This window comes from Rhizobium esperanzae, assembly GCF_002204185.1.
Taxonomy (GTDB): Bacteria; Pseudomonadota; Alphaproteobacteria; order Rhizobiales; family Rhizobiaceae; genus Rhizobium; species Rhizobium esperanzae.
The window spans coordinates 77,395-90,324 of the sequence record NZ_MXPU01000001.1 but is presented as its reverse complement, the minus strand read 5'-3'; the positions used below and the strand labels follow the sequence as shown (position 1 = coordinate 90,324).

The 12,930-nt window shown below is 61.8% G+C and carries 9 protein-coding genes and 1 tRNA gene; 5 read left to right on the top strand and 5 right to left on the bottom strand.

What is annotated here, in order from left to right:
- Positions 1 to 23 precede the first annotated feature (23 nt).
- Positions 24 to 1,973 (top strand): ABC transporter ATP-binding protein/permease, encoded by a 1,950-nt coding sequence (locus tag B5E41_RS00425; protein WP_088390188.1) that lies wholly within the window; start codon positions 24 to 26, stop codon positions 1,971 to 1,973.
- A gap of 224 nt (positions 1,974 to 2,197) precedes the next feature.
- Here B5E41_RS00425 and B5E41_RS00420 read toward each other — a convergent pair whose 3' ends face one another.
- Positions 2,198 to 3,688 carry an MDR family MFS transporter gene (locus B5E41_RS00420; protein WP_088390186.1) on the bottom strand — a complete coding sequence of 497 codons (1,491 nt, stop codon included), beginning with the start codon at positions 3,686 to 3,688 and terminating at the stop codon, positions 2,198 to 2,200.
- A 226-nt stretch (positions 3,689 to 3,914) separates the two neighbouring features.
- Complete coding sequence (locus B5E41_RS00415; protein WP_176439318.1) at positions 3,915 to 4,283, bottom strand: hypothetical protein; 369 nt, start codon at positions 4,281 to 4,283, stop codon at positions 3,915 to 3,917.
- A gap of 218 nt (positions 4,284 to 4,501) precedes the next feature.
- Here B5E41_RS00415 and B5E41_RS00410 point away from each other — a divergent pair, with 218 nt between their 5' ends.
- Positions 4,502 to 5,638, top strand: coding sequence for an acyltransferase family protein (locus B5E41_RS00410; RefSeq protein ID WP_088390182.1), 1,137 nt, complete (start codon positions 4,502 to 4,504; stop codon positions 5,636 to 5,638).
- 736 nt (positions 5,639 to 6,374) lie between these two features.
- Here B5E41_RS00410 and B5E41_RS00400 read toward each other — a convergent pair.
- Both B5E41_RS00400 and B5E41_RS00395 read right to left on the bottom strand, forming a co-directional pair.
- Positions 6,375 to 6,450, bottom strand: a tRNA-Thr gene (locus B5E41_RS00400).
- 122 nt (positions 6,451 to 6,572) lie between these two features.
- Positions 6,573 to 7,532, bottom strand: a complete 960-nt coding sequence (locus B5E41_RS00395) for an NAD(P)H-dependent flavin oxidoreductase (RefSeq protein WP_088390180.1) — start codon at positions 7,530 to 7,532, stop codon at positions 6,573 to 6,575.
- A gap of 284 nt (positions 7,533 to 7,816) precedes the next feature.
- Between B5E41_RS00395 and B5E41_RS00390 the strand changes: the two genes are divergently transcribed.
- On the top strand, positions 7,817 to 9,016 hold the full coding sequence (locus B5E41_RS00390; protein ID WP_088390178.1) for a regulator: 1,200 nt from the start codon (positions 7,817 to 7,819) through the stop codon (positions 9,014 to 9,016).
- 13 nt (positions 9,017 to 9,029) lie between these two features.
- On the opposite strand, the gene ppk2 is transcribed toward B5E41_RS00390, so the two are convergent.
- Positions 9,030 to 9,911, bottom strand: a complete 882-nt coding sequence (gene ppk2, locus B5E41_RS00385) for a polyphosphate kinase 2 (protein ID WP_088390176.1) — start codon at positions 9,909 to 9,911, stop codon at positions 9,030 to 9,032.
- A 242-nt stretch (positions 9,912 to 10,153) separates the two neighbouring features.
- Between ppk2 and phoR the strand changes: the two genes are divergently transcribed.
- Both phoR and B5E41_RS00375 read left to right on the top strand, forming a co-directional pair.
- Complete coding sequence (gene phoR, locus B5E41_RS00380) at positions 10,154 to 11,374, top strand: phosphate regulon sensor histidine kinase PhoR (protein WP_088390731.1); 1,221 nt, start codon at positions 10,154 to 10,156, stop codon at positions 11,372 to 11,374.
- Between the two features lie 449 nt (positions 11,375 to 11,823).
- The gene (locus tag B5E41_RS00375; RefSeq protein ID WP_085776823.1) at positions 11,824 to 12,858 is read left to right on the top strand and encodes a substrate-binding domain-containing protein; all 1,035 of its coding nucleotides are present in this window, start codon (positions 11,824 to 11,826) and stop codon (positions 12,856 to 12,858) included.
- The last annotated feature ends 72 nt before the right edge of the window (positions 12,859 to 12,930 follow it).

Below are 12,930 nucleotides of genomic sequence, written 5' to 3'. Positions count from 1 at the left end.
ATTTGTAAGCCGTTATCGTGCTTATGACCGACGTTAAAATCAAACCGAAATCGGTCGACGGCACCGAGCAGGGCGGTGCCGAGAAGTCGCGCCAGGAGAAGGCATCGACTGTCGAGGTCGCGCCGCCGCCAGATGTCATCGAACCAAGTCAGAAGCTCACGCCCGAGGAGGCCGAGCAGGCGCGCAAGCGATATTTACTGAGGCGTTTCTGGATCAGCGCCCGCCGTTACTGGGGCCGCAGCGGCGACAGGTTTGCCTGGCCGTGCTCGATCGGTCTGTTGATGATGATCTGCATGAATGTCGGCTTCCAGTATGGGATCAATCGCTGGAACCGCGGTATCTTCGACGCCATAGAGCGACACGACGCCGGCACCGTCTATTATCTCAGCGCCGTCTTCGTGCCGCTTGTGCTCGGAAGCGTCGCGCTTGTCACCGCGCAAGTCTATGTTCGCATGATGATCCAGCGTCGCTGGCGCTCCTGGCTGACGAAGGCGGTGATCACGCGCTGGCTGGCCAACGGTCGTTATTATCAGTTGAACCTCATCGGCGGCGACCACAAGAATCCTGAGGCGCGCCTCTCGGAGGATTTGCGGATCGCCACCGAAGCGCCGGTCGATTTCATCGCCGGCGTCATCGCCGCCTTTCTGTCGGCCTCGACCTTCATCGTCGTGCTGTGGACGATCGGCGGAGCGCTGACGCTGCCGGTCGCCGGGTCGACCATCACCATCCCCGGTTTTCTCGTCGTCACCGCAGTTCTCTATGCCGTGATCACCTCGACCGTGATCGCGGTCATCGGCCGCCATTTCGTCCAGGTCTCGGAGGTCAAGAACCAGGTGGAGGCCGAGCTTCGCTACACGTTGACCCGTGTGCGCGAAAACGGCGAGAGCATCGCCCTGCTCGGCGGCGAGGAAGAGGAGCGTAGCGATCTCGACAAGACGTTTTCCAATGTACTCAGGCAATGGGCGCTGCTTGCGCGCCAGCACATGCGTACGACCTTCGTCTCGCACGGCTCGATGCTGATTGCTCCGGTCGTGCCGCTCCTGTTATGCGCGCCGAAGTTTCTCGCTGGCGGCATGACGCTTGGCGAGGTCATGCAGGCTGCCTCCGCCTTCGCTATCGTTCAGACGGCGTTCGGATGGCTGGTCGACAACTACCCGCGTCTTGCCGACTGGAACGCCTGCGCGCGACGCGTCGCCTCGCTGATGATGTCGCTCGACGGCCTCGAGCACGCCGAGCAAAGCGACGTTCTGGGACGCATCCGGCATGGTGAAACTAAGGGCAATGCGATCCTGAACCTGAACGATCTCGCGGTGTCTCTCGACGACGGCACCGCGGTGGTCAAGGAAACCCAGGTCGAGATCGCGCCGGGCGAGCGGGTGCTCGTGGCAGGCGAATCCGGCTCGGGCAAGAGCACGCTGGTGCGCGCCATCGCCGGTCTTTGGCCCTGGGGTCACGGCAGCGTCGATTTCCACGGCGACCGGCGCTTGTTCATGCTGCCGCAGCGGCCCTATATCCCGTCCGGCACGCTTCGCCGCGCAGTCGCCTACCCCCGCGCCGCCGACAGCTGGACGCCGGAGGAAATCAAGGCCGCCCTTGCCAAGGTGGGGCTGGATTATCTGAGCGAGAAAATCGAGGAAGAGGCGCCATGGGACCAGATCCTGTCGGGCGGCGAAAAGCAGCGGCTCGCCTTCGCACGGCTGCTGCTGCATACCCCCGATATCATCGTGCTCGACGAAGCGACCTCGGCACTCGACGAGAAGAGCCAGGACAGGATGATGGGGATGGTGATCGACGAATTGCCGGCGGCGACCATCATCAGCGTGGCACATCGCGCCGAACTTGAAGCCTTCCACAGTCGCAAGATCACCTTGGAACGGCGCGAGGGCGGCGCCAAGCTCGTCAGCGATATCGATCTCGTCCCGCGCAAGGGAAGACGAAACTTGATCCTGCGCGTTTTGGACAACCGCCGCTAAGGCGATCCCACGAAAGACGCGAAGCGGCTTTTCCGTAGGTGCTTGGATGCGCGCGACGTCATCCTCGGTCTTGTGCCGAGGATCTGCACGCGTCCAATTAAGTATCTGAAAATAAATGAGTCATGCCAAGCAATTGCGGTGCTCAGATGCTCGGCACAAGGCGAGCATGACGGAGGAGACGTTGTCAGCAAACTGCCAGGCGCTTCCCCTGAGGAGCAACCTTATCAACGCGAGGCGGCCTCGCTTGCCACCGCCGGCTCTTCTCGCGTCTGGCGGTGGCCGACCGGGATCAGCCAGGTGGTGAAGAAGGTCAGCACCGCGACGACGACCACGCCCCAGAAGCTCCAGTGCAGGGCCGCGTCGAAGATGCTGCGGATCGCTGGATCGGCGGCGAGGGCCGAGAGGCCGGTCGGCTGGTTCAGCGCCTTATGAAGGGCTGCCGCCGTTTCGCCGCTCGCATAATGGCCGATGCCGGCATTGAGAATGGCGCCGAGCACGGTGGCGCCGAGCGTATTGCCGAGGCTGCGGGCGAAGATGATCGAGGCCGTCGCGCTGCCGCGCATCGACCATTCGACGCTGTCCTGCACCAGCACGATGCTCGTCAGGCTGATTAGGCCCATGCCGAAGCCCATGAAGAAGGAGCCGGCGCCGGCAAGAACCGGCGAGCTTTCAGGCGTGAGGAACAACAGGAAGCAGGCGCCGAACGGAAACATCAGGCTGCCGACGCGCAGCGTCCGGCGAACGCCGAACGCCTTATAGAAGCGGCTGGAGAGCATCACCGCCAGGGGCCAGCCGACGATGAGCATGGTCAGCGTGAAGCCGGCGACGATGGGCGTGCGGCCGAGCACGCCCTGCACGTAGATCGGCAGGATGGTGGAAAGCCCGATCAGCGCCATGCCAGCAAGCAGCGTCGCCGCATTGCTGGTGGCAATCAGCCGGCGGCTCCAGAGCGCGATCGAAATGATCGGCTCCGGCGCCCGTCTCTCCTGGGCGAGGAAGAGAATGCCCGCGACCACGAAGACGGCGAAAAGCGACAGCAGGATTGAGGTGCGCGCATCGGTCTCCGTCAGCATGACGAGCAGCGCGACGATCGAGATCGAAAACAGCACCGATCCGAGATAATCGATCCTTGCCTGCTTGTGCGCGACGTCTTCCTTGAGGAAGATCATGAAGGCGATGATCGAGACGATGCCGATCGGCAGGTTGATCCAGAAGATCCAGGCCCAGGAAATATTGTCGACGATGATGCCGCCGGCAAGTGGCCCGACGACGGCCGAGGTCGCCCATACAGTCGCCATCGCCCCCTGCACGCGGCCGCGTTCCTCGAGCTTGAAGAGATCGCCGATGATCGTCATCGTCACCGGCTGGATGGCGCCGGCGCCGAGCCCCTGCAGCAGCCGGAACAGCACCAGCGACATCATCGACCAGGCAAAGCCGCAGAGCAAAGAGCCGGCCAGGAAGATGAGGATGCCGCCGATCAGCACCGGCTTGCGTCCGAAAATATCCGAAAGCTTGCCGTAGATGACCGTCGTCGTCGACTGCGCCAGCAGGAAGGCCGAAAACACCCAGCTGTAATAGGAGAATCCGCCGAGCTGGCCAACGATGCGCGGCATCGCCGTCGCCACGATCGTCGCCTCGATGGCAACCATGAATGTCGCCACCATGATGGTCGCGACGACAAGCACGCGGTTCGAGCGATGCGCTGCATTCGACATGACGGTCCTCTTCGGGTGCTCCGCGGACGCCGGAATAACGGCAGGCTGGCTGAGGTGTGGGGCAATGCGCCATGTGCGGAGGGATGCAGTAGTTCTACGACTTGAAAGCCAGTCGGTAAAGCAATTCTCGCGGCAGCCGTCGTTTTTGCGCGACGTCAGCCGAAATGAAGGCCCGGCGCGATCGCGGCCGCGCCTTCATTCTATCGGAGGCGAGCGCCTGCCCACCTCACTGCTGGCATGCCTCGCTGAGTGAGCCGGTACCGGCCGTGCAGCCCGGCACCTGTTGAAGATCCGGATTGACGCCGCCGGGATTGATCGTGCTGCGGTCGCGGTTGAGATCGATGCCGCCAGTGCCGGTCGTGCTGCCGGTCGCGCCGGGATCGGTGCCGACAGAGCCGGTGCCGGCCGCGCCCGTGCCGGCGGAGCCGGTACCCGCCGAACCCGCGCCTGTACTGCCCGAGCCGCCGATAACGGGCGCCACCGAAAGCCGCCCGCTGGAATTCGCCCCGCCGGCCGTCTGGGCGAGGGCCGACCCGGCAAGACCGATCGAAAGGAGGGATATCGCGATGAGTTTGCAGGACATGGTCTTCTCCATCCTTGTTGTCTCGAGGGGGAAACCTGTTCGGCAGCGGCATGTTCCGTTCCGATATTCGCAGTCGAAAGGACGCAGCGGACAGCCTGACGCCGCCCGGCCTTCATCGACTGTCGACCCGCACAAGTTGTGCCACAGCGCATTAAAATCCATTCAACACTATCCGGTTGCCGTCGAAGATGCTAACCCTGCCCGCGGATACGAATGGATAGAGGTATCTCATGGACGCGATGAAAGGCGGCAGACGCATCGAATGTCTGGATGGTTTGCGTGGTTTGGCGGCGCTATGGGTGCTGATCGGCCATGCGCATATCCTGACGGGATTCAAGGTGCCGATTATCGGAGATCCGGAGCTCGGGGTCGACCTGTTCATCATGCTCTCCGGCTTCCTGATGGTGTTTCACTATCAGCGGCGGAAGGTCAGGGAGCCATGGGAGAGCCCGCAAACATGGGCGGTCTTCTGGGCGCGTCGCTTCTTCCGCATCGCACCGCTCTATTACCTCATGCTGGTGATTGCGCTCATCGCCGGGTCCGAGATTTATCAGGCAAGGATGATCATCGATGCGTTCAACGGCAATTCGCCGCAAGCCGCCTCCCGCTATCTGGACGATAGCCTGACCAATTACCTGATGCATCTCTCCTTCCTGTTCGGCTTGTCCCCGGCCCACGCTTTCCGCACCGCGCTGCCCGATTGGAGCATCGGCCTGGAAATGCAGTTTTATGCGGCTTTGCCCTTCATCATGATCGTTCTCGGGCGGCTGGGCTGGCTGAAGGGCATGCTCGTCACCGTCGGCCTGGCAGTCATTGCCGCCTGGGTGGTCCATCATCTGGGCTTTCGTTTCCCGATGCCGTCGTTTCTGCCAATGAAAATGCACATCTTCGCCGCCGGCATGCTTCTCGCGGGCGCATTGTGGATGTCGCAGGGCAGAGCTTACCTCGCTTTTGCAATTTCGGCTCTGCTGGTCCTCATCCCTCTCGGCGGCGACGTGACGGTGCTGCACGAAACTGTGCGCGTGGGGATCGTGGTGCTGTTCTTTGTCCTGGTGCACGCGGATCGGTTTCCGGGTTCCGTCGGTCATTATTCGCGCGCGGTCAATGCGGTGCTCGGCAACAGCTTGTTTCGAAACCTCGGCGAACTTTCCTTTGGGGCCTATCTCATTCACCTGCTCATCATGCAGCCGGTCATCGCTTGGCTGATCGGCAATACGGACCTCAGCAATCCCGCTCGCTGGCTGGTGACGCTGATCGTCACCATCCCTGTCGTCTATGTCTTGTCCTTCATGGGCTACAAGTTCATCGAGCTTCCCGGTCAGTCGGTCGGCAGGCGCCTGACGCAACAGAGACAGGTGGCGGTCTAGATATGAGCTTCCAATAGGTCGTCCAATCGGTCGCGACCGGGAAGCTGAGACAGTCATCCTGTCATTCGTCGTCCAGCATTTTAAACTTTCGCGCCGCCTGGGGCAGAGCATTGTGAACTGCTTGATTAGCGGCGGCATGCCTGAGGCGCACGACACATCTGCATCCTCTGGTAATGGGAAAGTCACGCGCAACGGTTCTCCGCCCGGAGGAAAAAAGGACAGGGTGCCCTTGCGGCAATCTGCGGTGGAACGATAGGTGTCTTTACCATTTTGTTTCACATACATCGCCACGCACTGCTCAACAGTCAGTTTCCCGCCATGCGCGGTCGTCTCGTATCCCGGGTCTCGTTCGCAGTATTCCTGGAAGTTGGCCTGATTGACGTTCCCTTCCATCACCGCATTTCTCGAATCCGTGCCGGTTCTGCTCACCAGCGTTCCGTCCCATCCACTGCATGAGGCAAGTGGGAAATCCGCGGAATCCGCGTTGGAAATGGTAAAGGTGAAAAGCACGAGGCTCGAAAGTAATATCCGCATAAATCCTCCTACCTGACGGGCCCGCTCGGGCTCGATCGACATCAGTCGCCATGCGCAGCCGAAGGGGCAGGTCGATTGCCTTGATGAAATAGCCCAGCACCTAATCGCGATTTGCCTGCCGAGCGGCCACGGCTGATTAATGGACGCAGGATATTAGGAGAGGCTTATAATGTGGGTGGTGGAGCGGCCGATTGGAGGCAAATGGTGCCGCTTACGTGACTCGAACACGTGACCCCATCATTACGAATGATGTGCTCTACCGACTGAGCTAAAGCGGCATTTGGCGGCCGAAGCGTGCGGCCTGCGATTTGCATGGCGCTGATACAGGCATTATCCGAAGATTTCAAGCACCCTGTCATGCCTTTGGCAAAAAAGAGGGCAGGGGTGTGGAAGACCGCCTTCAGAGCGAAAGCCGGGCGCGGGCGGCCTTGTATTCGGCCTCCAGCCGGTCGACGAGTTTGGCCACCGGCTCGACGGCCTTGACGGCGCCGATGCCCTGGCCGCTGCCCCATATGTCCTTCCAGGCCTTGGCGCCGCCGGTGGCCTGCTCGAAATCCATCTTCGAGGGGTCGGCGACGGGCAGGTTGTCGGGGTCCATGCCGGCGGCGAGGATCGACGGCTTGAGATAGTTGCCGTGCACGCCGGTGAAATAGTTGGAGTAGACGATGTCGTTGGCGGCACCGTCGACGATCGCCTGCTTGTAGGCGGGCGCGGCGCGCGCCTCTCGCGTTGCGATGAAGGGCGAGCCGATATAGGCCATGTCGGCGCCCATGGCTTCGGCGGCCAGGATGGCGCCGCCGGTCGCGATCGCGCCGGCAAGCAGCAGCGGCCCTTCGAACCACTCGCGGATTTCCTGGACGAGCGCGAAGGGCGACAGCGTGCCGGCATGGCCGCCGGCGCCCGAGGCCACCGCAATCAGCCCGTCCGCGCCCTTGCGGATCGCCGAATGGGCGTGGCGGTTATTGATAATGTCGTGCAGCACGATGCCACCATAGGAATGCACGGCGGCGTTGACCTCCGGCACGGCGCCGAGCGAGGAGATGACGATCGGCACCTTGTATTTGACGCAGAGCGAGAGATCGTGCTCCAGCCGCTTGTTCGACATGTGGACGATCTGGTTGACCGCAAACGGTGCGGCCTGACTTTCCGGATGGGCGGCGTCGTGGCGGGCGAGTTCCTCGGTGATCTCGGCCAGCCATTCGTCGAGCTGGCTTTCCGGTCGGGCGTTCAGCGCGGGAAAGGCGCCGATGACGCCCGCCTTGCATTGCGCCAGGGTCAGCGCCGGATGCGAGATGATGAAGAGCGGCGAGCCGATCACCGGCAGTCTGAGTTTGTCCTTGAGGATCGGGGGCAGGGCCATTGTTCACCGCTCATTGACGTTTACGAAAACGTCAATCTCATAACAGAGAAGAAAAGCCGATAAAAGAGCAGCCGCCATGCCTTCGTCGATTTCAACCCGATATATCAGCTGCGCATGAAGAAAAGGGCAAGGCCCGGAAGCCGTGAAAGCTGGCGATGATCGCCGCCGATCAACGGCTAACGGGGCTGCAAGACTTGCGGTTTGCCGCGCTTGCCGCTACCGAATTTTGATAGAGAACGGCAGGGACGGCAGTTCGATGCCGGGTTCGAAGTGAAGGACTTGACGTGAGCGGATTAGAAACGGCCATCAGAACAGCGCTCGAAAATGCCGATCGCGACAATCCGGAGGTTCGAGCGAGGATCTACCAATCGGCCCGCCAAGCGCTGGAAGCCGGCCTGCGCAAGCAGGATATTACCGATGCCGAGGCCGTCGCCCATCACCGCCATCGTCTGGAAACCACCATCCACGCCATCGAAAGCGAGGAGCGAGACCGTCTTCACCCGCGCCAGAGACCGCCGGAAGTGCCGGTCCCGCCCGTCGTCGACATGTCGGCGCCGCCGGTTCACCGGGGGGATGTGGCCGATGTCGACAGCCTGATCGACAGCCCGGTGGCGGCGGGCGAGACCCGTGCTCCCGAAGTGATCATGCACCGCAGCGACGAGTCGAGGCTCGACGATGTGCATGCAAGCAATGCCGATCATCTCTCCGCCGCCCCGCTCGGTGACGAGCGGCTGCAGCGCGGCCAGCGCGCCGCCAACATGGATTTCCGTCCGGAGCGGGCGGCCGGCCGCCGCAAGCCGCGCAAGTTCTTTTCGAGGCTTCTCGTCTGGTGCGTGCTGCTCGCCTTCATCGGCATCGGCGCCTGGTGGGCCTATACGTCGGGCCTGCTCCTGACGGCGGCCGAGCGCGACACCAGCGTCGCCAATCCGCCGGCCAGCACCCAGCCGGAGGATTTCACCGGCAATGATGACGGCGCCGGCAATGCGGCCACCCACACCGATCAGCCGGTGACCATCGATCCGCAGAACAGTTTTTCGGCCGATTGGATCCCGGTGTTCAAGCCAGACGAGGCCGGCAAGATCACAAGCGGCCCGCGGGCGCGCACCGAAAACATCACCGAGAATGACGGCCCCGCCGTGCGGCTGATTTCGCAAAGCGGTGCGGCTGACGGCAATATCTCCGTCAGCGTTCCCGCCTCAGTGCTGCAGCAGCTTGCCGGCAAATCCTCAACCATCGCGCTGACGCTGCAATCGACCACCGACGAGCCGACGCAGGTGACGGTCGAATGCAATTTCCAGTCGCTCGGCAATTGCGCCCGCCATCGCTTCAGCGTCACCCGCGAGAAGTCGGATGCGCTGCTGCAGGTGAAGTTCGACCGCTCGCTGGCGCCGAATTCGCCTGGTACGCTTGTCATCAACAGCGATCTCGACGGCAAGGCGCGCGGCATCAACCTCTTCGCCATCCGCATCCTGCCGGGGCAGTGACGCCGCAGGCGATCTATTTCAGGAAGCCGGGGCCCGAGCCGATGATCTCCTTATCGATCTCGCCGAGCGCCGCCTCGTCCTTGCCGTCATAATCCATCCTGTTCAGCATGTGATGGATGAGTTGCAGCCTTGCACGCCGCTTGTCGTTGGCGCGAATGACGGTCCATGGCGCGAAATCCGTATGGGTTTCCTTTAGCATCCGATCGCGCTTTTCGCTGTAATCGCCCCATTTCGCCAGCGCCGCGATGTCCATCGACGACAGCTTCCAGACCTTCAGCGGATCGTGCCTGCGATCGTGGAAACGCTTGAGCTGCATCTCGCGGCCGATATCGAGATAGAATTTGAAGAAGAAGATCCCCTCATGGGCAATGATCTTTTCGAGCTGCGGCGCCTGTTTGAGGAAGCCTTCATATTGCTGCGGCGTGCAAAAACCCATGACCGGCTCGACGCCGGCGCGGTTGTACCAGGAGCGGTCAAAGAGCACAAATTCGCCCGCCGTCGGAAACTGCGCGACGTAACGCTGGAAATACCATTGCCCCTGCTCGCGCTCGGTCGGTTTGGCGAGCGCCACGACGCGGGCAAGGCGCGGGTTCATATGTGCGGAGGAGGCCGAGATCGCGCCGCCCTTTCCAGCGGCGTCCCGCCCTTCGAACAGAGCCATTACCCGCTTGCCGGTCGCCTGCAGCCAGAACTGCACCTTGACGAGTTCGACCTGCAGCTTTTCCAGCTGCTCCAGATAGTCCTCCTCGTTCAGTTTCTTCTTGTAGGGAAATTCGCCGGATTCCAGCGCGTGGTCGTCCACCCAGTCCGGCAGAACCGGATCGTCGACGTCGAAGATGCGCTTCTTGCCGCGGATATCGAGCTCCACGGCCCTGCTTTCGACAGCCTCGCCCATATGCTCCTCCTGCGCTGGTGGTCCTCTTGCCGCAGGCGAACATATTTGCCGTTGAAAATCAAATCTTTCGCTTTTGGCCGGCGATTTTTCTTGAAGCTTGTGCTGCAGTCTTTCGCTTGAGCGGCGCCAGCCGAAAACTTCTGTCATGAATTGCCGCTATCAGGCAGAGTTCAATATAAAGAAAAACGAATCGACGCCGCGAGGCCCAGTTGCAAGACGAAACCCCCTGGAGAAAAAGCCTGCTGGCGCGCATCCGGCGTGAACGTCCCGTCCTGCTTGCGGCCATCCTCAGCGCGCTAGCCGCCCTTGCCGCCGGGATGAACAAGTGGGTCGTGCTCGTTCTCCTGCTCGTCATGATCTTGACCGCGCTGTTCAATGAGGCGCCGGTCCTCAAGGCGGAATCCGTCGGGCCGGTGGAGGCGGAGCCGCAAGCGCCGCCGAGCCGCCTGCCTGAGATTTCCGCCACGCTCGCCGGCCTCGATATTCCCGTCATGGTGCTGTCGGACGACGCTTCGGTGCTCTTCCAGAACCGCGCCGCCGAAAAGGCCTTCGGCGAGGTGGCGCTCGGTGCCCACATATCGGCCCGGCTGCGCTCGCCCGGCGTGCTCGATATGGTGCGCGAAACCATCGCGACCAATGCGCCGAACCAGATCGAGCATGCCGAGCGGCTGCCGTCCGAGCGCGTCTATATCGTCCGCAGCGCGCCTGTCGAATTCCAGGCCGACGGAGAGCCGGAGCGGTTTTTCATCCTGTCCTTCCGCGATATATCGGAGGTCCGCCGCATCGACCGCATGCGCTCGGATTTCGTCGCCAATGCCAGCCATGAGCTGCGCACGCCGCTTGCCTCGCTGCGCGGCTTCATCGAGACCATTCAGGGGCCAGCGAAGAACGATCAGAAGGCGCAGGCGCAGTTCCTCGGCATCATGTTCGATCAGACGACACGCATGAGCCGGCTGGTCGACGACCTCTTGTCGCTCTCCCGCCTGGAGCTGAAATCGCATATCGCCCCGGACGAGAAGGTCGACCTGGTGCCGCTGCTCGGCCATGTCCGCGACTCCCTGGTGCCGCTGGCCCGGGATGTCGGCGTCGACATCAACCTGCATCTGCCCGATGGCAAGGTCGAGGTGCTGGGAGACCGCGACGAGCTTGTTCAGGTTTTCGAGAACCTGATGGAGAATGCCTGCAAATACGGTCAGGAGGGCAAGATCGTCGACGTCTGGCTGAAGAACGGCGCCGGGGCGCCCGTGGAGGTCAGCATCGTCGACAAGGGGCCAGGCATTCCGGCCGAGCACGTGCCGCGTCTGACAGAACGCTTCTATCGCGTCAGCATCGAGGACAGCCGTTCGAAAAAAGGCACCGGCCTCGGCCTTGCCATCGTCAAACATATCCTGACCCGCCACCGCGCCCGGCTGATCGTCAAGTCCGAGGTCGGCAAGGGCACGGATTTTACGGTGCGGTTCTGACGTGTCCTATGCGAGGTTTGCGAGGAGCGGAGAGGTTGCGGCATGTCCCTTCTCCCCAGCGGGGAGAAGGTAGCCCGAAGGGTCGGATGAGGGGGCCACACGGACATCCTTAAGTAATTCCCCTTTCATGCAAGCGGATGGTCTAAACCCGCAGCGGCACGTGCCCTTTCGCCCGTTTGCGAGCCTCCGGCAACCGATGGGCCCCTTATGAAAAATTTTGCAATGCCAGGTCGAGTGTGCGGTCCAAACTTTGCCGCCCCCCGACGCGATGGGCTGAGTGTCGCATAATTTATTGTGTAAAAATAAAGGCCTAACTTGTCACAAATGTTTCACCGATTTGACATAAAAGGACGGTGCTTACAGCGCTAAGAGAGTCCCGCCGATGAAAATGGCACTGCGGGGGCCTCTATAGGCCGCACTCACACAAGCCCAATGCGGGAGAATTTCTAATGAATACCTTCAAGCTCACCGTTGCCGCGCTCGCTGCAACTGCTGCTTTCGCTGGCGCAGCCGTCGCTCGCGACCAGATACAGATCGCTGGTTCGTCCACCGTCCTGCCTTACGCCAAGATCGTTGCCGAGTCCTTCGGCGAGACCTTCACCAACTTCAAGACACCGGTCGTCGAATCCGGCGGCACGGGCGCTGGCCTGAAGGAATTCTGCAAGGGCGTTGGTGAAGACACCATCGACATCGCCAACGCTTCGCGCCCGATCAACAAGAACGAAGCCGAAGCCTGCAAGGCTGCCGGCGTAACCGACATCCAGGAAGTCAAGATCGGTTATGACGGCATCGTCTTCGCAACCGACTCGTCCAACCCCGATGTCGCCTACGTTCCCGCCGACATCTACAAGGCCCTCGCCGCCCAGGTCGTCGTCGACGGCAAGCTCGTCGCCAACCCCTACAAGAAGTGGTCGGAAGTCAACCCGAAGCTCCCGGCTGTTGATATCGCTGCCTATATCCCGGGCGAAAAGCACGGCACGCGCGAAGTCTTCGAACAGAACGTTCTTGCCGCCGGCTGCAAGGCTTCGGGCGCTCTCGACGTGATCGCCAAGGAAATCTCCGACAAGGCCGCCCAGACCAAGGCCTGCGTCGCAGTTCGCAAGGACGGCGCTGCCGTCGACATCGACGGCGACTATCCGGAAACCCTCGCACGCATCGCCGCCAACAAGACCGGCGTTGGCGTATTCGGCCTTTCCTTCTATGAAAACAACGCCGACAAGCTGAAGGTCGCCAGCGTGAACGGTATCGTTCCGTCCACCGAAACGATCGCCAACGGCACCTATCCGGTTTCCCGCCCGCTGTTCTTCTACGTCAAGAAGGCACATCTCGGCGCCGTTCCGGGCCTGAAGGAATATGTCAACTTCTTCGTATCCGACCAGATGATCGGCCCCGACGGTCCGCTGGCCGAATACGGCCTGGTTGCTGCTCCGGACGCCGAGCGCGACGCGATCCGCAAGGACGTCGAAGCCGGCAAGTCCATGTAATAAATTTGCCGGCGCGGTTCTCTCTGAGCCCGCGCCGGCATTGCTTTATGTCCCTGCGCGCCGGCCTGTCCG